The organism is Mesorhizobium sp. M0698 (assembly GCF_040320455.1).
Classification (GTDB): domain Bacteria; phylum Pseudomonadota; class Alphaproteobacteria; order Rhizobiales; family Rhizobiaceae; genus Mesorhizobium.
In genome coordinates this window covers 793,145-812,110 of the sequence record NZ_JAMYPQ010000001.1, presented here as the reverse complement: position 1 = coordinate 812,110, position 18,966 = coordinate 793,145, and the positions used below count along the sequence as shown (strand labels likewise).

17 protein-coding genes are annotated in these 18,966 nt (G+C 62.1%); 3 read left to right on the top strand and 14 right to left on the bottom strand.

Annotation, left to right across the window (positions count from 1 at the left end):
- Nucleotides 1–15: 15 nt before the first annotated feature.
- The 4 genes from NKI16_RS03995 to NKI16_RS03980 form a co-directional block, all read right to left on the bottom strand.
- Entirely contained in the window at nt 16–1,821 is a 1,806-nt protein-coding gene (locus NKI16_RS03995; RefSeq protein WP_031212864.1) for an ABC transporter ATP-binding protein, read from the bottom strand.
- Between the two features lie 381 nt (nt 1,822–2,202).
- A complete protein-coding gene (locus NKI16_RS03990; protein WP_023680012.1) occupies nt 2,203–2,616 on the bottom strand; it encodes a GNAT family N-acetyltransferase in 414 nt (137 codons plus the stop codon).
- A gap of 27 nt (nt 2,617–2,643) precedes the next feature.
- Complete coding sequence (locus tag NKI16_RS03985; RefSeq protein ID WP_352922262.1) at nt 2,644–4,326, bottom strand: NAD+ synthase; 1,683 nt, start codon at nt 4,324–4,326, stop codon at nt 2,644–2,646.
- 65 nt (nt 4,327–4,391) lie between these two features.
- Nucleotides 4,392–5,105: a DNA-3-methyladenine glycosylase I gene (locus NKI16_RS03980; RefSeq protein WP_023680014.1), complete on the bottom strand. Its 714-nt coding sequence runs from the start codon at nt 5,103–5,105 to the stop codon at nt 4,392–4,394.
- A gap of 83 nt (nt 5,106–5,188) precedes the next feature.
- Here NKI16_RS03980 and NKI16_RS03975 point away from each other — a divergent pair, with 83 nt between their 5' ends.
- Together NKI16_RS03975 and NKI16_RS03970 are read left to right on the top strand one after the other, a co-directional pair.
- Entirely contained in the window at nt 5,189–5,752 is a 564-nt protein-coding gene (locus NKI16_RS03975; RefSeq protein WP_023680015.1) for a DUF1003 domain-containing protein, read from the top strand.
- The gene (locus NKI16_RS03970) at nt 5,749–6,336 is read left to right on the top strand and encodes a DedA family protein (RefSeq protein WP_023680016.1); all 588 of its coding nucleotides are present in this window, start codon (nt 5,749–5,751) and stop codon (nt 6,334–6,336) included. The genes NKI16_RS03975 and NKI16_RS03970 overlap by 4 nt, the downstream gene beginning before the upstream one ends.
- Before the next feature lie 3 nt (nt 6,337–6,339).
- Here the strand turns inward: NKI16_RS03970 and NKI16_RS03965 are convergent, their stop codons facing one another.
- From NKI16_RS03965 to NKI16_RS03940, 6 genes are all read right to left on the bottom strand, one after another.
- The gene (locus tag NKI16_RS03965; protein WP_031212865.1) at nt 6,340–6,927 is read right to left on the bottom strand and encodes a hemerythrin domain-containing protein; all 588 of its coding nucleotides are present in this window, start codon (nt 6,925–6,927) and stop codon (nt 6,340–6,342) included.
- Nucleotides 6,928–7,028: 101 nt separating this feature from the next.
- Nucleotides 7,029–7,388 (bottom strand): diacylglycerol kinase, encoded by a 360-nt coding sequence (locus tag NKI16_RS03960; RefSeq protein ID WP_031212866.1) that lies wholly within the window; start codon nt 7,386–7,388, stop codon nt 7,029–7,031.
- 76 nt (nt 7,389–7,464) lie between these two features.
- Nucleotides 7,465–7,884, bottom strand: a complete 420-nt coding sequence (locus NKI16_RS03955) for a GFA family protein (protein ID WP_031212867.1) — start codon at nt 7,882–7,884, stop codon at nt 7,465–7,467.
- A 149-nt stretch (nt 7,885–8,033) separates the two neighbouring features.
- Complete coding sequence (locus tag NKI16_RS03950; protein ID WP_023680020.1) at nt 8,034–9,407, bottom strand: class II 3-deoxy-7-phosphoheptulonate synthase; 1,374 nt, start codon at nt 9,405–9,407, stop codon at nt 8,034–8,036.
- Between the two features lie 179 nt (nt 9,408–9,586).
- Nucleotides 9,587–13,084, bottom strand: coding sequence for a transcription-repair coupling factor (gene mfd / locus NKI16_RS03945; RefSeq protein WP_352594484.1), 3,498 nt, complete (start codon nt 13,082–13,084; stop codon nt 9,587–9,589).
- 13 nt (nt 13,085–13,097) lie between these two features.
- Nucleotides 13,098–13,385, bottom strand: coding sequence for an FAD assembly factor SdhE (locus NKI16_RS03940; RefSeq protein WP_023680023.1), 288 nt, complete (start codon nt 13,383–13,385; stop codon nt 13,098–13,100).
- 91 nt (nt 13,386–13,476) lie between these two features.
- Between NKI16_RS03940 and recG the strand changes: the two genes are divergently transcribed.
- Entirely contained in the window at nt 13,477–15,585 is a 2,109-nt protein-coding gene (gene recG / locus NKI16_RS03935; protein WP_352594485.1) for an ATP-dependent DNA helicase RecG, read from the top strand.
- Here the strand turns inward: recG and NKI16_RS03930 are convergent.
- From NKI16_RS03930 to glmS, 4 genes are all read right to left on the bottom strand, one after another.
- Complete coding sequence (locus NKI16_RS03930) at nt 15,537–16,289, bottom strand: DUF502 domain-containing protein (RefSeq protein WP_023680026.1); 753 nt, start codon at nt 16,287–16,289, stop codon at nt 15,537–15,539. The two genes, recG and NKI16_RS03930, sit on opposite strands and share 49 nt — an antisense overlap.
- Nucleotides 16,290–16,370: 81 nt before the next feature.
- Nucleotides 16,371–16,670, bottom strand: a complete 300-nt coding sequence (locus NKI16_RS03925; protein WP_031212869.1) for a HigA family addiction module antitoxin — start codon at nt 16,668–16,670, stop codon at nt 16,371–16,373.
- Between the two features lie 36 nt (nt 16,671–16,706).
- Entirely contained in the window at nt 16,707–16,988 is a 282-nt protein-coding gene (locus NKI16_RS03920) for a type II toxin-antitoxin system RelE/ParE family toxin (RefSeq protein WP_352622664.1), read from the bottom strand.
- 113 nt (nt 16,989–17,101) lie between these two features.
- On the bottom strand, nt 17,102–18,925 hold the full coding sequence (glmS, locus tag NKI16_RS03915; RefSeq protein ID WP_352622634.1) for a glutamine--fructose-6-phosphate transaminase (isomerizing): 1,824 nt from the start codon (nt 18,923–18,925) through the stop codon (nt 17,102–17,104).
- Nucleotides 18,926–18,966 lie beyond the last annotated feature (41 nt).

Sequence of the window (18,966 nt, the reverse complement as noted above, 5' to 3'; positions counted from 1 at the left end):
GCGGCGCCGCAACCGTCAGATCACCATGCCTTTGGTCAGTTCAAGCGCCTGGCGTTCGAACAGCCGGCGGTAGATGCCGCCTTGCAGCCGGATCAGTTGGTCATGCGAGCCCTCTTCGACGATGCGGCCGCGATCGAACACCAAAAGCCTGTCCAGCGCCCGCACCGTCGACAGCCGGTGGGCAATGACCAGCGTCGTGCGGCCGACCATCAACCGCTCCATCGCCTGCTGGATCAGCACCTCCGATTCCGAATCGAGGCTCGACGTTGCCTCATCCAGGATGAGAATGCGCGCATCGGCAAGAAAGGCGCGTGCGATTGCAACGCGTTGACGCTCACCACCCGATAGCTTTACGCCACGCTCGCCGACCAGCGTGCCATAGCCTTTCGGCAAATTGGCGATGAAGTCATGCGCGCTGGCCAATCGCGCCGCGTGCTCGATCTTGGCCTGCGTGGCGGCCGGCCGGGCATAGGCGATGTTTTCGGCCAGCGACCGGTGAAACAGGATCGGCTCCTGCTGGACAATCGCGATCTGTGCGCGCAGCGACGCCTGCGCCACATTGGCAATATCCTGGCCGTCGATCAGGATATTGCCCGCAGTCACGTCGTAGAGGCGCTGGATCAGCTTGACGAATGTCGTCTTGCCGGAGCCCGAATGGCCAACCAGCCCAACCCGTTCGCCCGGCGCGATGTCCACCGAAAAGTCGCGATAGAGCGGCAGGCGGTGGCTGCCATAATGGAACGTGACCTTGTCGAAGGTGATACGGCCATCGGTGATCCGGATCGGTTTGGCTCCGGGCCGATCCTCGATGCCGAGTGGTTCGGACTGGAAGTCGACCAGTTCCTCCATGTCGTTGATCGAGCGCTGCAGATTGCGGATATGTGTGCCGATGTCGCGCAGATAGCCTTGCAGCACGAAGAATGAGGTCAACACGAAGGCGACATCGCCGGCGCTCGCCTGCCCCCACGACCACAACAGCAGGGAGAATCCGATGACCGCTGCCCTCAAAAGCAGCAGCATCGTCCCTTGCGTGGTGCCGTTGACAGTGCCGCGCATCCAGGTGCGGCGCGTGCGGCCGCGCCATTTAGCGACGACCTCGGCAAGCCGTGTCTCCTCGCGTTCCTCGGCGCCAAAACCCTTGACCACGGCGTTGCAGCTCACCGCGTCGGCCAGCGAGCCGCCGAGCCGTGTATCCCACGCATTGGCAAGCCTTGCCGCGGGCGCGACATAGCCAAGCGACAGCATCGTCGTCACCGCGATGAACAGAACCGAACCGGTGGCGACGACAGCACCCATCAGCGGCCAGAACCAGCCAAGCAGCAGCGTCGAGCCGACGAGCATGACGACCGATGGCAGCAGCGCGATCAGGATCGTGTCGTTGAGCAGGTCGAGCGCCCACATGCCGCGCGTTATCTTGCGCACCGTCGATCCGGCGAAGCTGTTGGCGTGCCAGTCGGTGGAGAAGCGCTGGACGCGGTGGAAGGCGTCGGCGGCGATATCCGCCATCATCTTCAACGTCAGCTCGACAATGGCCATGAAGGCGAGATTGCGCAGCACGACACCGGTGAGCGCCAGGGCCACCAGCATCGAAAAGGCCGCTGTCGCCGCGTTCCACGCAACATCGTCGGCCGCAGCACTGCTGGCGACGGCATCCACCAGCCGGCCGGAATAGAGCGGCGTCAGCACGTCGGCCAAGGTCGACAGCAGGAACGTGCCCATAATGCCGGCAAGCCGCCACGGCTGACGCCGCCAATGGCTGAGCGTGAAGCCAAGAACGCTGCGAAAGGCGCCCGCGCGCAAATCTATTCGAAAACGAGTCATGATGTCATTCGGGCGCAAACGAGCCCGATCCCACGAAAGTAGAAATTGAAAAACCGCGTCGGCGCCGTTAGGCGCCCGGAGATGCGGAGGTTTGGCGTATTTGGCGGCCCTGTAGAGGGGCGGCGACCGGCAGCGGCGAAATACCTGCCTCGGTTCAGCCTTGCCGCGAGGCTATCTCGCGGCGCACTGACCAAGACCTAGGCTTCGCGGCCTCGCATAACGATGTCAAATCCTGGCATTCGGTTCCTCCTGAAGGGGAATCGCGGAGAGGTGTTTATAGAGACGCCTCAACGCCGCGCCAAGTCAGTAGATAGCCAAAAGCGCATCTGGTCCAAGCAGTGAGACGATTTTGCAACAATCGCGGTTGTGCGCTGCCTCTGTTCAGGTTGCCGGGATACGGTCGAAGCGCATATAGCGGCCGTCGGCGGAAGGCCTGAAGCCGAGCTTCTCGTAAACCGCATGGGCGTCGTTGGTCGACAGGCTCCAATGCGTGACAGTCTTGCAATCCGGATGATCGATAAGCGCCTGGACAAGCCGGGTTCCGATGCCTTGCCCGCGATACCCGGGCCAGACAATGATGTCGGCGAGATAGGCAAATACCGTACGGTCGGTGATCGCCCGGCCGAAGCCGACCTGATTGCCGCCGACATAGGCGCCGACACACAGTGAGTTGGCAAAAGCGCGGCGGTGCAGTTCATCGCTGCGGCCACTGCCCCAATAGCTCGCCTTCAACATGTCGGATGTCGCCCGGAAGTCGATCCGCGACAGGTCAAAGCTGATTTCAAGGTTGGCCATGGCTAAACCGTTACGCAGGCCAATCGCCTACCCGCCATCCCTGAACCGGTTGGTAATGGGATAGCGGCGGTCGCGGCCGAAATTCTTCCTGGTGATCTTCACACCGGGTGCCGCCTGCCGGCGCTTGTATTCGGCGACGTAAAGCAGGTGCTCGACGCGCGTCACCGTCGCCCGGTCATGGCCGCGCGCAACGATGTCGTCGACACCCATCTCGTTTTCGACCAGACATTCCAATATGTCGTCGAGCACCGGATAGGGCGGCAGCGAATCCTGGTCCGTCTGGTTCTCTCGCAGTTCCGCCGAGGGCGCCTTGTCGATGATGTTGTTCGGGATCACCTCGCCGGACGGACCGAGCGCACCCGGCGGCATATGCGCGTTGCGCCAGCGCGACAGCGCATAGACCTGCATCTTGTAGAGGTCCTTGATCGGATTGAAGCCGCCATTCATGTCGCCATAGAGCGTCGCGTAGCCGACCGACATCTCGCTTTTGTTGCCGGTGGTGACCACCATCGAGCCGAATTTGTTGGAAATCGCCATCAGGATGGTGCCGCGGGCCCGGCTCTGCAGGTTTTCCTCGGTGATGCCTTCGTTGGTGCCCTCGAAAAGCTGTGTCAACGTGTGCAGGAAGCCCTCGACCGGCTCGAAGATCGGCACGATATCGTAGCGGCAGCCGAGTGCGCGGGCGCAGTCCTCGGCATCCTTCAGCGAGTCCTTCGAAGTGTAGCGGTAAGGCATCATCACGGCGCGCAGCCGTTCCTCGCCCAGCGCATCGACGGCAAGTGCCGCGCAGATCGCCGAATCGATGCCGCCGGAAAGGCCGAGCACGACATTCTTGAAGCCGTTCTTGTTGACGTAATCGCGCAGGCCCAACATGCAGGCGCGGTAGTCGGCCTCCTCCTTCTCCGGGATTTTCGACATCGGTCCGTCAGAGCAGACCCAGATGTCATTCTTTCGCTTCCAGGTGGTGACGTTGACCGTCTCCTCGAACTGCCTCATCTGGAAGGCCAGCGTCTTGTCAGAACCTATGGCAAACGATGCGCCATCGAAAACCAGCTCGTCCTGGCCGCCAAGCTGGTTGGCATAGATAATCGGCAGTCCGCATTCGATGACCTGGCGGATGACGATCTGGTGGCGGACGTCGACCTTGCCGCGGTAATAGGGCGAGCCGTTCGGGACCAGCAGGATTTCCGCGCCGCTTTCGGCCAGCGTCTCGCAGACGGCAACCTCGCCCCAGATATCTTCGCAGATCGGCACTCCCACGCGCACGCCGCGGAAATTGACCGGCCCCTGGATCTCGGGGCCGGCCTGGAAGACGCGCTTCTCGTCGAACTCACCGTAATTCGGCAGATCGAGCTTGTAGCGTTCGGCAAGGATCTTGCCGCCATCGGCAAAGATGATCGAATTGTGCGTGCCGGTCTTGCGCTTCAACGGCGTGCCGATGACGAAACCCGGGCCGCCGTCGGCGGTATCGCCGGCGAAATCCTCCGCCGCCCGCTCGCAGGCCTTCAGGAAGGCGGGCTTCAGCACCAGATCCTCAGGCGGATAGCCGGCAAGGAAAAGCTCGGTAAACAGCACGAGGTCGGCGCCTTGGCGGGCGGCATCCGCCCTCGCCTCGCGTGCCTTGGCAAGATTGCCGGCGACGTCGCCGACCGTCGGATTGAGCTGGGCGACGGCGATGCGCAATATGTCTGGAGCGGTCTTGTCTGTCATGCCCGTGGGTTTAGCGCGGCAAAATTCGTCGAGCAATGGCGTTCGTTTGGACCAAACAGTCGATCCTATTCGCCCATATATTCGCGCAAGGCTTCCGGCGGATGGTTCTCGCCGATCGACATTGCCAGAATGCGCGAAATGTGCCGGCGCGGCAGCCCGGTTTCCGCCGCCCAGGCGTTTATCTGCACTTGGATCTTGTCCAGGTCCTTCTTCGATGTCGGGCTCTGCGCGAGGTCGAGCCCGGCGTCGCGCAGCGCTGCCGTCATGTCGGCCGAGACGATGAAGGCGTCCCACTCCAGCCAGCGCAGAAAATACTGGCCGGTATTGCCGCCGAGCCGGCTGCCATGCTTGCCGAGATAGGCCATCAATCCGACCTGGTCATCCGCCGGCCAATTGGCCAGGAACTTGCCGAAGCTGCCATGCTCCTTCGACACGCGCGCGACGAAGGCTGCGTTGTCGCGTACGGATTTGATCTTCTGCGGATTGCGGACGATGCGCTTGTCGGCTGTGAGATCGTGCCAGAAATCGTCAGGCTGGAACAGCAGCCGCCTCGGCTCGAAGCCAAGAAATGCTTCCTCGAAACCCGGCCATTTCTGCTCGATGACCCGCCAGACAAAGCCGGCGGCAAAAACCCGCTCGGCCATGGTCGACAGGATCCGGTCGTCCGCAATTTTTGCCACCGCGGCATTGTCGGGCATAGGACCCAGCAGCGACGTCAGCGCTGCCTCACCGCCTTTGCGCTTCGCTGCACGGGCGCGAATTTTCTGAAAATCCACCATTGTTTCCTGACCCCATCGCGTCAATCTACCACTTCCCGTATGAACCGGCAGCTTCTACCTCATCGCTGACGACGGAGGCGACGATGAACAAAACGATCGAGGACCTGGCAAGCCGCTGGCTGAAGCGAAAGCCGGACGGCCTCAGCGCGCTCGAAAGCCGGGTACTGCAATCTACGCTCGAGCGCACCACGATCTCCAAGGACACCAACAAGGCCGTCGCCTTTCACCAGACGTTTGGAGATCGCCTGGCCGACACCATCGCACGGATCGGCGGCTCGTGGTCCTTCATCCTGGCATTCATTGGCTTCCTGATCCTGTGGACGGCAGGCAATGTCTGGCTCTTGTCGCGCGCCGCCTTCGATCCGTATCCCTTCATCTTTCTCAATCTCGTGCTTTCCATGGTTGCCGCCCTGCAGGCGCCAGTGATCATGATGGCGCAGAACCGCCAGACGGAGCGCGATCGAATCGACGCCGCCCACGACTATGAGGTTAATCTCAAGGCCGAGATCGAGATCATGGCGTTACACGAAAAGCTCGACGAACTGCGCCACAGCCAGATCATCGGCATGCGAGACGAGATCGCCCGGCTGGCCGAGCAGGTGAAGCGCATCGACGACATTCTGTCGAAGCAGCGAACGTCTTCATGACGGAAGTCATCCATCGTCTCATTGAGCAATATGGATTGGTCGCGGTTTTTCTGGGCTGCGTCGCCGAGGGCGAAAGCGCCGCAATTCTTGGCGGTTTTTTTGCGCATCAGCATGTCTTCGTCCCGTGGCAGGCGTTTCTCGCAGCCGCGCTCGGCGCCTTCGGTGGCGACACGTTGTTCTTCATCTTGGGACGGAGCTTCGCCGACCATAAATTCGTGATCAGGCTCCGAGCCCGGCCGGGCTTCAGCCACGCCTACCGCCTTGTCACCTCTCATCCCAACATTTTCGTGCTGTCGAACCGTTACATCTATGGCCTGCGACTGGTCGGCGGAATCGCGGCCGGGCTGTCGGGCATCGCCGCGGCGCGCTTCATCATCCTCAACGCCATCTCGTCGGTAGTCTGGGCGGCACTGTTCTGCACTGTCGGTTATGTCTTCGGGCTGGGCGCGGAGCACATCGTCGGCCAGGCGCTGGCCCGCCACGAGCGGTTGCTGATCGCTCTGGCAATCGGCCTCGTTGTGGCCATCCTCGGCTGGCTCGCGGCCCATATCGTCGCCAAGAAGGAACTCCACAAGGGAAGCTGATCGTCAATCAATGCCGAGCGCACGATCACCCTTCTCGAGGATCAGCGGAATGATCAGGTCTTCCTCGTCGGCAAGATGCCGGGTCAACATGGCGATCAGCCGGCTGTTCTCGTCAGCATAGGCATCGGCGGCGAAACGCTGTTTGTCTTCGCTCTCCTGAAGCGTGCGGATGAAGGCATTTGCCGCCTGGCCATTGCGCTCCAGTCCCTCATGGATTGTGTGGTGATCGGCATCCAGGATTTCGAAGCCGCGCTTCAGACGGGTCTCGGCCCTGGCGAAGACCGGGAAATAATGATGGTCCTCGACATTGTGGTGGCCGTCGAGATTGCCGAGGAAATGGTTGAGGCGCGGCGCGAACCAGCGCGCGAATTCCGGCGCGTTCAGCCTACCTTCTCGATAATCGCCGATACCATTGGTGAGCATGCCGCCAAGCTCGCGGAACATATCGTGCCGCTGCAGCCACATATTGGCCACGCCGTGGATGTTGGCATGCGCCTGCCAGACCTCGCGTGGAAATTTTTCAACCAGCCAGCGAAGATCGTCCGGCAGGCCCTCACGTTCGAGCAGCAGAAATCCGGCGGTATCGGCCATATCGGTCTCCTCAGACCATGATCCCGAAAAGTGGTACCGGTTTTCGGAAAAGATCATGGTCAAAACGAGAAATGCAGTGACGGCATGTAGTGTCTGAAACCTCAGATCGGTACCCCGAGGATCCGCTCGATGACGGCGACGCCCCAGACGCCGGCAGCGATCACCACCGAAATCAGCACCGCCAGCGAACCGCAATCCTTGGCCAGTTGGATATCGATGTTGAATTCGCGGCTGAACGCGTCGCATGCCGCCTCGATGCCGGTATTCAACACCTCGATCATGATCATGAGCAGCACCGCGCCGATCAGCAACGCATAGCCGCGCCACGATTCCGAAAGGAACCAGCCGAGCGGCAAGGCAAGCACGAGCAGTGTCAGCTCCAACTGGAAAGCCTCCTCGCCGGCGGCCAGTTTGCGAAACGCCCGCACCGAATTGTAAAAAGCGTCGATCAGCCGCTGCATGCCAAAACCCTTCGGAATCACCGGCAGGGGATTAGCGCAATGGCTGGACCAAGGGAATAAGGCGACCTCTTCAAAATCAGTCGCCTGCCACCTTGATCGACGGTGTCGACTTCTCGAACTGCGGCAGCCCGTCATCGATGGCGTAATAATCGCCCTTGTCGCCGACGAAGATATGGCATTCTCCTTGAAGCCCGGTTGGCGCGTCGAACAGCCCTGCCATGACCGAAACATAGCCATCATCGCTCGGCTTCCAGAACAGCAGAGAGCCGCATGTCTTGCAGAAGCCGCGTCTGGCGAACGAAGAAGCCTCGTACCAGGTGATGCTCTCCGCGCCGGTGATTGTGATGTCGCGGTCGGCAACATTGGTCGCCGCATAAAAATGCCCGCTCTGCTTCCGGCACTGCGAGCAATGGCAGTAGACGACACCGCGTAGCGGTCCTCGTGTCTGGAACCGCACTGCCCCGCACAAGCATGATCCGCTGTGACTGTCAGCCATGTCGGCCTCCCGATGCAATTGCCATCGCCTGGCAGGATTCCAGTTTTGCGCGCGTTAGGCACGAGCAAATGCGACACCGGCGGGATTGAATACAAAAAGCGCCGGTTTTCGCCCGGCGCTTCTTCAATGACATCAAAGTTCAGATCGTATCAGCCGTTGACGGCCTGCTTGTGCTGGACCGGATGGGTCTTCTTGAGCAGATCGGAGACCAGGAACGCCAACTCGATCGCCTGGTCAGCGTTGAGGCGCGGATCGCAATGGGTGTGGTAGCGATCCTGCAGCTCTTCGGCGGTGATGGCGCGGGCGCCACCGGTGCATTCCGTGACGTTCTTGCCGGTCATCTCGACATGGATGCCGCCCGGATGCGTGCCTTCGGCGCGATGCACCTCGAAGAAGGTCTGCACCTCCTTCAGGATGCGGTCGAACGGCCGTGTCTTGTAGCCGGCGGCCTCGATGGTGTTGCCATGCATCGGGTCGGACGACCACACCACGCTGCGGCCTTCCTTCTGCACCGCGCGCACCAGCTTCGGCAGGTGGTCAGCAACCTTGTCGGAACCGAAACGCGCGATCAGCGTCAGCCGGCCGGGCTCGTTCTCCGGATTGAGCAGGTCGATGAGCTGCAAGAGGCCATCCGGCGTCAGCGACGGGCCACATTTCAGGCCGAGCGGGTTCTTGATGCCACGGCAGTATTCGACATGGGCATGGTCGGGCTGGCGCGTTCGATCGCCGATCCAGATCATGTGGCCGGAGGTGGCGTACCAGTCGCCGGAGGTCGAATCGACGCGGGTCAGCGCCTCCTCATAGCCGAGCAGCAACGCTTCGTGGCTGGTGTAGAAATCGGTCTCGCGCAGCGCGTAATTGGTCTCCGAGGTGATGCCGACGGCCTTCATGAAGTCCATCGTCTCGGTGATGCGGTTGGCGAGAGACTCGTATTTCTCGCCCTGCGGGCTGTCGGACACGAAGCCAAGCATCCATTGATGCACGTTCTCCAGGCTGGCATAGCCACCTTGGGCGAAGGCACGCAAAAGGTTGAGCGTGGCCGCTGACTGGCGGTACGCCATCTCCTGCCGCGCAGGATCGGGAATGCGCGACTTGGCATCGAACTCGATGCCATTGATGATGTCGCCGCGATAGCTGGGCAGCGTCACACCGCCCTTGGTCTCATTGTCGGACGAGCGCGGCTTGGCGAACTGGCCGGCGACACGGCCGACCTTCACCACCGGCTGTGCGCCGGCGAAGGTCAGCACCACCGACATCTGCAAGAAGACGCGGAAGAAGTCGCGGATATTGTCGGCGCCATGCTCGGCGAAGCTCTCGGCGCAATCGCCGCCCTGCAGAAGGAATGCGTCACCGGCAGCGACGGCTGCAAGCTGCTTCTTCAGCTTGCGTGCCTCACCTGCAAAAACCAACGGCGGAAACGTGGCAAGCTGGGCTTCCGTGTTCCTCAGCGCGGCAAGTTCCGGATAGGCAGGAACCTGCTGGATCGGCTTAGCTCTCCACGAATTCGGCGACCATTTCGTCATCGAAGCACCTAACGCTCTTTCACACGGACGCCATCGCCCGCCAATCCGCCCCACATGGGGTCGCGGCTCCATACACGAAGCCGATTTCCTATTCTAGACCGGAAGTGGTCGCGTGGCGAATGAGCACGGCACGGCGAAAGTGCCGGTGCGGCTGTGCCCAGACCACCAGCGACGCGCTGCTACGCCGCCTTCTCCACCAGCCGCGCCAGCTGCGTCATGACAACCGCTGAGCCAGCCAGCCGCTTCTCGGGCGTCGCCCAGTCACGGCTGAAGACGACGCTCTGGTCCGGACGGATCTTGGCCAGCGAGCCCTGTTCGCCGATGAGCTTGACCAGCCCGACCGGATTGGGGAATTCCCGCTTGCGGAAATGGATGACGACGCCTTTCGGCCCGGCGTCGAGCTTCTCCACGTTGGCCTTGCGGCAAAGCGCCTTGATGAAGACGATCTTCAACAGATGTTCAACCTCTTCCGGCAGCGGCCCGAACCGGTCGATCAGCTCGGCGCCGAAAGCATCGATCTCTTCCGTATTTTCGAGATCGCCAAGACGACGATAGAGCGCGAGCCTCAGCTGCAGGTCCGGGACATAGCTTTCCGGGATCATTACCGCCGTGCCGACGGCGATCTGCGGCGACCAGCCGCCGTCCTGCACCTCGCCGGAATCCTTCACTTCGGCCACCGCCTCCTCCAGCATCTGCTGATAGAGCTCGAAGCCAACCTCCTTGATGTGCCCGGACTGCTCTTCGCCGAGCAGATTGCCGGCGCCGCGGATGTCGAGGTCGTGGCTGGCCAGCTGGAAACCGGCGCCTAGCGTATCGAGCGACTGCAGCACTTTCAGCCGACGCTCGGCTGTATCGGTTAGCTTGCGGTTGGCGGGCAGCGTGAACAGCGCATAGGCGCGCACCTTCGAACGGCCGACGCGGCCACGCAACTGATAGAGCTGCGACAGGCCGAACATGTCGGCGCGATGCACGATCAGCGTGTTGGCGGTCGGTATATCGAGGCCGGATTCGACGATGGTGGTCGACAAAAGCACGTCGTACTGGCCGTCATAAAAGGCATTCATGATATCGTCGAGCTCGCCGGGCGGCATCTGGCCATGGGCCACCGCCACTTTCAGCTCAGGTACAGATTCGCGCAGAAAATCATGGATTTCCGCGAGATCGCTGATGCGCGGTACGACGTAGAAGGAATGGCCGCCGCGGTAGCGTTCTCTGAGCAGCGTCTCGCGGATGACCAGCGGATCGAAGGGCGAGATGAAGGTGCGCACCGCCAGGCGGTCGACCGGCGGCGTGGCGATCAGCGACAGCTCACGCACACCGGTCAAGGCAAGCTGCAGCGTTCGCGGGATCGGCGTCGCCGACAGCGTCAGAACGTGGACGTCGGTCTTGAGATCCTTCAGCCGCTCTTTGTGCTTGACGCCGAAATGCTGCTCCTCATCGATGATCAGCAGACCAAGATTCTTGAACGAGATCGAGGAGCCGAGCAGTGCATGCGTGCCGACGACGATATCGATCTGGCCTTCGGCGATGCCCTTCTTGGTCTCCGCCAATTCCTTGGCGCCGACCAGCCGCGAGGCCTGGGCGACGCGGATCGGCAGGCCGGAGAAGCGCTGCGAGAAAGTCTTGAAATGCTGGCGCGACAACAATGTCGTCGGCACCACTATGGCCACCTGAAAGCCTTCCATCGCCCCAATGAAGGCGGCGCGAAGTGCAACTTCGGTCTTGCCGAAGCCGACGTCGCCGCAGATCAGCCGGTCCATCGGCTTTCCGGCGCCTAGATCATCCATGACCGAATCGATCGCCGTCTGCTGGTCATCGGTCTCCTCATAGGGAAAACGCGCTGCAAACTCGCCATAGAGGCCTTCCGCCGGCACCAGCGCCGGTGCTGCCCGCATCTGCCGCTCGGCGGCAATGCGGATCAGCTGCCCGGCCATGTCGAGCAGGCGTTTCTTCAGCCGCGCCTTGCGCGATTGCCAGGCGCCACCGCCAAGCTTGTCGAGCGTCGCCTCGGCCGAATCCGAGCCATAGCGCGACAGCAGCTCGATGTTTTCCACCGGCAAGAATAGCCGATCGTCGCCGGCATAGTGGATCTCGAGGCAATCGTGAGGCGCACCAACCGCCTCGATGGTACGCAACCCGATGAAACGGCCAATGCCATGGTCGGCATGGACGACGATATCGCCTGACGACAAGGCCGAAGCCTCGGCGATGAAGTCGGACGCACGCTTCTTGCGCTTCGAGCGCCGGATCAGCCGGTCGCCGAGAATGTCCTGCTCCGCGACGACGACCAGTTTCTCTGTCTCGAAGCCGGATTCGAGCGGCAGCACGGCCAGTCCCGCCTGCCCCGGCTCAAGCTTTTCGGCTTCTGCAAGCGTCGCCACCGGCTTCAGATTGCCAAGATGATGCTCGGCCAGGATCTGACCAAGCCGGTCGAGCGAACCCTCAGTCCAGCCGGCGACGATGACGCGGCGGCGTCCAGCGCGCTCGTCGGAAATGTGTTTTACGACGACGTCGAAAACGTTGGCGTTAGGATCGGCGCGTTCCTCGACGAAGCTGCGGCCGTGGCGCGAGCCGGCATGGAACACCTTTTTCGCGCCGGCATCGGGCGCGTCGAAGGCCGTGAAATCTATCGCCTCGCGCGGGCCAAGCGAGGCAATCAGGTTCTCGGGCGACAGATAGAGCAGATCCGGCGGCACCGGCTTGTAGGGCACCGCGTCCTTCAAGGCGCCGTCGGCCTGCTTCTTGCGCGCTTCGTAGTGGTCGAGGATCAGAGTGTGGCGCTCGGCCAGTGCCTCATGCGCCAGATGGTCGAAAACCACAGGCGCATCGGGCAGGTAGTCGAAGACGGTTTCCAGCCGCTCATAGAAGAACGGCAGCCAGTGCTCCATGCCGGCAAACCGCCTGCCCTCGCTGACCGCCGCATAGAGCCCATCGTCGCGGGAGGGCGCGCCAAAGGCTTCGATGTAGGCGCGGCGGAAGCGGCTGATGGTTTCCGGCGTCAGCGCCACCTCGCTCATCGCCTGCAGCGCCATCGATTTGCGTTGGCCGATGGTGCGCTGGGTTGCGGTGTCGAAGACGCGGATCGATTCCAGCGTATCGCCGAAGAAATCGAGGCGCAGTGCCTCCATCCAGCCGGGCGCGAAGAGATCGAGAATGCCGCCGCGCACCGCAAATTCGCCGATGCCGCGCACCGTCGGCACTCGCTCGAAGCCGGAAGTCTCCAGCCGCGACACCAGCACGTTCATGTCTATCTGGTTGCCGGGTTTGGCGTGGAAGGTCTGCGCCTCGACGAGTTCAGCCGGCGGAATGCGTTGCAACAGCGCATTCGCGGTGGTGAGGACGACGGCGCGGTGCGGCTTTTTCGCCAGCGCAATCATTGCGGCCAGTGCGTCGAGCCGCCTTGCGGCGGCATCGGCGCCGGGCGAGACGCGGTCGTAAGGCAGGCAGTCCCAGGCCGGCAGTTCCAGCACCGGCAGGCCTGGAGCGGCAAAGGCAAGCGCCTCGACGATCGCCGGCAGACGCTGGCCGTCGCGCGCCACGAACAGCACCGGCTTGTCAGGGGCGATCTCGTGCGCAGCCTGCACCAGCGCAAAGGCTTCGTAGCCGTCGGCGACGCCATCGACGATGAACTGGCCGGCGCGGCCTTTCGGCAGACCGATCGTAGGGATAAGGCTCATGGCTACACGTTGTTCAGAAGGTCATCTCCCGGCGCGAAGCCAGGATTTTTTGCAGGACGGCACAGTCGATATCCGCCGGAACCGGGCGTTCGCCAGTGACGAGAGGCAGGAATTCGGTGTCGGGAATGTCGAGGAGCCTCTCATATTGGTCGATTTCGTCGCCGGTCAAGGCGCCGATCTCGGCGTCGGCGAAGCTGCCGAGTATAAGGTCCATCTCGCGCATGCCGCGGTGCCACGAACGAAACAGAAGCTTGCGGCGGCGGGCATCGAGCCCCTCGCTTGATCGTTTCGTTCCGGTCATCTTGCAACATCCTTGCCCAGGCGGCGCATATAGCGTGGATAGAAGGCGGTGTCAGCCTTGCGCTACAGTCGCCGCAACATAAGCTGACATCATGCGTCCCTCCCTCCTCGATCCGCTGTTTGTCCCGATCACCTCGCTTGTCGGGGTCGGGCCAAAAGTTGGCGCCCTGATCGAAAAAGTCGTAGCAGCCGACCTCGGCGACCGGGCCGCGCGCGCCGGGGACCTCTTGTTCGTGCTGCCGCATACTGTCATCGACCGCCGCAACCGGCCCGGCATCGCCGGCTCGGCCGAGGGCGCCATCGTCACACTCGATGTATGCATCGACCGCCACCAGCCGCCGCCACGCGGCAACAGGTCGGTCCCGTACCGAGTCTACGCCCATGACGACACCGGCGAGATCGCGCTGACCTTCTTCCATGCCCATGCCGCCTATCTCGAAAAAGCAATGCCCGTAGGCGAGCATGTCGTCGTCTCCGGCCGCATGGAATGGTTCAACGGCCGCCCGACCATGGTTCATCCCGACCATATCGCACTTGCCGGCGACACGGAAAACCTTCCCTTGGTCGAGCCGGTCTATCCGCTGACCGCCGGGCTCTCTGGCAAGGTGCTGCGCCGGGCGATTGGCCAGGCGCTGGCCCGCCTGCCGGTGCTGCCCGAATGGCAGGACGGTGAGTTCCGGCGCCGCCATGCCTTTCCTGCTTTCAGCGATGCGCTCAACCGCATCCACAATCCTGCCGACCCGATCGACGTCTCTGTCGACGGCGCAGCGTGGCGGCGCCTTGCCTATGACGAGTTCTTGGCCGGCCAGGTATCGCTGGCGCTGGTGCGGGCCAAGGTCCGCCGATTATCTGGCCGGCCACTCGTCGGCGACGGCCGCATAGTCGAACAACTGCGCGTGGCACTCCCCTATTCGCTGACCATGTCGCAGGAAATGGCGCTTGCCGAAATCAACGCCGATCTCGGTGACCCCGAACGCATGCTGCGCCTTTTGCAGGGCGATGTCGGCTCCGGCAAGACGGTGGTCGCGCTGCTTGCCATGGCGCGTGCCGTCGAGGCCGGCGGCCAGGCGGCATTGATGGCGCCGACCGAAATCCTGGCGCGCCAGCATCTGGCAACGATTGCGCCGTTGGCGGAACGGGCCGGCCTGCGTGTCGCCGTCCTCACAGGTCGCGAAAAGGGCCGCGAGCGTGCCGACACGCTGACCGGGCTGGCCAATGGTGACATCGACATCGTCGTCGGCACCCATGCGCTGTTCCAGGAAACGGTGACGTTCCGTGACCTCGTGTTCGCCGTCGTCGACGAGCAGCACCGTTTCGGTGTCCACCAGCGCCTTGCGATCACCGCCAAGGGCGACGCGCCCGACATGCTGGTGATGACGGCAACGCCGATACCGCGGACGCTGGTGCTGACTGCATTCGGCGACATGGATGTGTCGAAGCTGACGGAAAAGCCGGCCGGCCGCCAGCCGATCCGCACCGTCACCTTGCCGCTTGAACGGCTCGACGAACTGATCGGACGCATGCTCGACGCCGTCGCCGATGGCCAGAAAATCTACTGGATCTGTCCGCTGGTCGAGGAATCCGAGGAGATCAAGCTGATGTCGGCCGAGGACCGTTTTGCCTCGCTGGAGCCGCTGTTCGGCGACCGCATCGGCCTGGTGCACGGCCGCATGAAAGGCACCGACAAAGACGAGGCGATGCGCGCCTTCAAGCAGGGTGACACCCGTATCCTGATCGCCACCACAGTGATAGAGGTCGGCGTCGATGTGCCTGATGCGACAATCATGGTTATCGAGCATGCCGAGCGTTTTGGCCTTACCCAGTTGCACCAATTGCGCGGCCGGGTCGGGCGTGGCGACAAGCCTTCATCGTGCGTGCTGCTCTACAAGGATCCGCTCGGCGAGACGGCAAAACGCCGTTTGTCGGTAATGCGCGAGACCGAGGACGGCTTCCGTATCGCCGAAGAGGATCTGAAGCTGCGCGGCGAAGGCGAGTTGCTCGGCACCCGCCAGTCCGGCACGCCGGGCTTCCAGGTGGCGCGCATCGAGGCGCATGCCGACCTGCTCGAGGCCGCTCGGGACGATGCGCGGCTGATCCTGTCGCGCGATCCGGAATTGCAGTCCGATCGCGGCACGGCGCTGCGCCTGTTGCTCTATCTGTTCGGCCGCGACGAGGCCGTGCGGCTCCTGCGTGCCGGCTGAGGCATCGTGTCGAGCGGAGGATTGGCAAGCGCGCCGTGGATCTGCTCGCCGTTCACCGTCACCATTTTGACTGCCGGCGCCACCAGGCCGGCCGAAACGATCAGCTTGGCTCCGTCCTCGATCGTCATGTCGAGCAGCACGATGTCGGATTTCGGCACATACATCAAAAAGCCCGTCGTCGGATTGGGCGTACACGGCATGAACACGGCAATCAGCGGATCGCCTTCCCGGTCGAGCTTCTGGTTGATCTCGGTTTCTTTCTCGCTGGCGACGAAGACAAGCGACCAGACCCCTTTACGCGGATATTCGACCAACCCGACCTGGCGGAACATGTCGCCCTTGTTCGACAGCACGGTCTCGAAAATCTGCTTCAGCGAACGGTAGATGCCGCGCACCAGCGGCATGCGGCCAAGCAGGCGCTCGCCGAAGTTGACGATGGCGCGGCCAACGATATTGGCGGTCATAAAGCCGATGAAGGTGATGAGGATCAAGGCAACGATCAGCCCAAAACCCGGCACTGGAAACGGCAGGTAGGTGTCCGGATTGTAGCGTACCGGAATGTAGGGTTTCACCCAGGAATCGACCCAGCCGATCAGCGACCAGGCAATGTAGGCAGTAATCGCCAGCGGCGCGCAAACGACGAAGCCGGTCAGGAAATAGTTTCTCAGCCGGGTCATGCCTGAGGTCTTGAGAGCATCCGACATGGTTCACCGCAGCGTGTGTTTGCAGCGCGACACTACTGAACCCCAAGGCGCTTTGGAATGGCGAAGTTTTTAAAAGATCAACTATGCCGCGGCTTCCAGCGGTTCGATCTTCTCGAGCTCCGGTGCGAGTTTCTTCGCCTCGGTTTCAAGTTCATAAGCCTGCTGAAAATTCATCCAGAATTCCGGCGTGGTGTTGAAGAACCTGGCGAGGCGAAGCGCGGTATCAGGAGTCAGGCCGATCTCTTCCTTGGCAATGCGTTCGATACGGGTACGAGGAAGATTGAGCTTCTTCGCCAGCGCACCGGCACTCATACCGAGCGGGACGAGATATTCCTCGCGCAGGAACTCTCCGGGGTGAATTGGACGTACGAACTTGAGCATGGTTCAGGGACCTCAAGGGTTAGGGCAAGTGCCCGCTCAATGGTAGTCGACGATCTCCACCTCTTCGGCGCCAGCGTTGGTCCATTTGAAGCAGATACGCCATTGGTCGTTGATACGAATTGAATGCTGCCCAGCTCTGCTCCCTTTCAGGGCTTCAAGGCGATTTCCGGGTGGCGATCGAAGGTCGTTCAATTGTGCGGCGTTTTCGATCGCTCGAAGACGACGTTCGCCACGGGCAACCAGATCCGGTGGAAAACCTTTCGGTGCCTTCCCCTCGGCAACCGCTTCCACCGCTTTGCCTTTGAACGAAACGATCAGCTTCCGCCCTCGTCTTGTGTCATACATTGATACAAGACAGGGTGCAAGAAATATGTATCAATAACTGATACTAAATTGTCGCTGGACCCTATCGGCAGCCGTTTGGAAACCGATCATTCCACCGTTACCGATTTCGCTAGGTTGCGCGGCTGGTCGACGTCCGTGCCCATGAACACGGCGGTGAAGTAGGCGAGCATCTGGATCGGCAGCGCGTAGATGATCGGCGAGATGATTTCCGGCACGTCCGGCAAAACGATCGTCTCCATCGTCTTCACCGTAGCGTGTGCGGCGCCCTTGCTGTCGGTGATCAGGATGATCTTGCCGCCGCGTGCCGCGACCTCCTGCATGTTCGACACGGTCTTTTCGAAGATGCGGTCATGCGGCGCGATGACGATGACGGGCATGTTCTCGTCGATCAGCGCGATCGGGCCGTGTTTCAACTCGCCGGCAGCATAGCCTTCGGCATGGATGTAGGAGATCTCCTTGAGCTTCAGCGCACCTTCCATGGCCAGCGGAAAATTGGTGTCGCGGCCGAGATAAAGCACATTCTTGTAGTGCGAGAGGTCGCGCGCGACCTTTTCGATCTGCCCGTCGAGCTTTAGCACCTGGTTCGCATAACGCGGCGCTTCCGACAGCTCGCGTATCAGCGTTTTCTCCTGCTCCTGCGAAATCGTTCCGCGCGCCACGCCCGCCCGCACCGCCAGCGAGGCCAGCACGGAAAGCTGGCAGGTGAACGCCTTGGTCGAAGCGACGCCGATCTCCGGGCCGGCCAACGTCGGCAGGATGACGTCGGATTCGCGCGCCATGGTCGATTCGCGCACATTGACGACCGCGCCGATCTTCATGCCGGCCTTGCGGCAGTAGCGCAGCGACGCCAGCGTGTCGGCGGTCTCACCCGATTGCGAGATGAAGAAAGCGGCATCGTTCTTCGACAGCGGCATCTCGCGATAGCGGAACTCCGAAGCGACATCGATGTCGACCGGCAGCCGCGCATAGCGCTCGAACCAGTATTTGCTGATCAGCCCGGCGAGATAGGCGGTGCCGCAGGCCGAGATCGCCAGCCGGTCGACCTTGGCGAAATCGAACGGCAGCTCGAGCGGCTTCGAGACGCCGCCGACGAAATCAACATAATGCGCCAGCGTGTGCGAGATCACTTCCGGCTGCTCATGGATTTCCTTTTCCATGAAATGGCGGCGGTTGCCTTTGTCCACCATGAAGCTCGTGCTGAGCGACTGTTGGCGTTTGCGGTCGACCTTGTTGCCGCCCATGTCGAAGATATCGACCTCGTTGCGGCGCACCACCGCCCAGTCGCCGTCTTCCAGATAGGTGATCGAATTGGTGAAAGGGGCAAGCGCAATGGCGTCGGAGCCAAGGAACATCTGGCCGTCGCCATGACCGACCGCGAGCGGCGGGCCGTTGCGCGCGCCGACGATCAGATCCTCGTCGCCCTTGAACATGATGGCGAGCGCAAAGGCGCCTTCCAGCCGCTTCAGCGCCTTGTGCGCCGCCTCAACCGGCTTCAGCCCCTTGGCCAGTTCGCGCGCCACCAGATGAGCGACGACTTCGGTATCGGTCTGCGAGGCGAAACTGTAGCCGTCGCGCATCAGCTCGTCGCGCAATTCGGCGAAATTCTCGATGATCCCGTTATGGACGATGGCGACGCCGTCGGAAAAATGCGGATGCGCATTGCTCTCGTTCGGAACGCCATGTGTGGCCCAGCGCGTGTGGCCGATGCCGATCATGCCGTCGAGCGGTTCGTCCTTCAGCCGGCGCTCGAGATTGACCAGCTTGCCCTCGGCGCGGCGGCGGTCAAGCCTGCCGTGCTCGATCGTGGCGACGCCGGCCGAGTCATAGCCGCGATATTCGAGCCTTTTCAGCGCATCGACGATAAGCGGCGCAACCGGCGAGTTACCGACAATTCCAACGATACCGCACATGGCGCTTGCCCCCGATTCCGACCTCAAACCCGGCGCTATTT

What these genes read in the sequence shown, in the direction of transcription:
- NKI16_RS03995 (WP_031212864.1), bottom strand. Translation starts at nt 1,821, where the DNA reads ATGACTCGTTTTCGAATAGATTTGCGCGCGGGCGCCTTTCGCAGCGTT.
- NKI16_RS03990 (WP_023680012.1), bottom strand. Translation starts at nt 2,616, where the DNA reads ATGGCCAACCTTGAAATCAGCTTTGACCTGTCGCGGATCGACTTCCGG.
- NKI16_RS03985 (WP_352922262.1), bottom strand. Translation starts at nt 4,326, where the DNA reads ATGACAGACAAGACCGCTCCAGACATATTGCGCATCGCCGTCGCCCAG.
- NKI16_RS03980 (WP_023680014.1), bottom strand. Translation starts at nt 5,105, where the DNA reads ATGGTGGATTTTCAGAAAATTCGCGCCCGTGCAGCGAAGCGCAAAGGC.
- NKI16_RS03975 (WP_023680015.1), top strand. Translation starts at nt 5,189, where the DNA reads ATGAACAAAACGATCGAGGACCTGGCAAGCCGCTGGCTGAAGCGAAAG.
- NKI16_RS03970 (WP_023680016.1), top strand. Translation starts at nt 5,749, where the DNA reads ATGACGGAAGTCATCCATCGTCTCATTGAGCAATATGGATTGGTCGCG.
- NKI16_RS03965 (WP_031212865.1), bottom strand. Translation starts at nt 6,927, where the DNA reads ATGGCCGATACCGCCGGATTTCTGCTGCTCGAACGTGAGGGCCTGCCG.
- NKI16_RS03960 (WP_031212866.1), bottom strand. Translation starts at nt 7,388, where the DNA reads ATGCAGCGGCTGATCGACGCTTTTTACAATTCGGTGCGGGCGTTTCGC.
- NKI16_RS03955 (WP_031212867.1), bottom strand. Translation starts at nt 7,884, where the DNA reads ATGGCTGACAGTCACAGCGGATCATGCTTGTGCGGGGCAGTGCGGTTC.
- NKI16_RS03950 (WP_023680020.1), bottom strand. Translation starts at nt 9,407, where the DNA reads ATGACGAAATGGTCGCCGAATTCGTGGAGAGCTAAGCCGATCCAGCAG.
- mfd (WP_352594484.1), bottom strand. Translation starts at nt 13,084, where the DNA reads ATGAGCCTTATCCCTACGATCGGTCTGCCGAAAGGCCGCGCCGGCCAG.
- NKI16_RS03940 (WP_023680023.1), bottom strand. Translation starts at nt 13,385, where the DNA reads ATGACCGGAACGAAACGATCAAGCGAGGGGCTCGATGCCCGCCGCCGC.
- recG (WP_352594485.1), top strand. Translation starts at nt 13,477, where the DNA reads ATGCGTCCCTCCCTCCTCGATCCGCTGTTTGTCCCGATCACCTCGCTT.
- NKI16_RS03930 (WP_023680026.1), bottom strand. Translation starts at nt 16,289, where the DNA reads ATGTCGGATGCTCTCAAGACCTCAGGCATGACCCGGCTGAGAAACTAT.
- NKI16_RS03925 (WP_031212869.1), bottom strand. Translation starts at nt 16,670, where the DNA reads ATGCTCAAGTTCGTACGTCCAATTCACCCCGGAGAGTTCCTGCGCGAG.
- glmS (WP_352622634.1), bottom strand. Translation starts at nt 18,925, where the DNA reads ATGTGCGGTATCGTTGGAATTGTCGGTAACTCGCCGGTTGCGCCGCTT.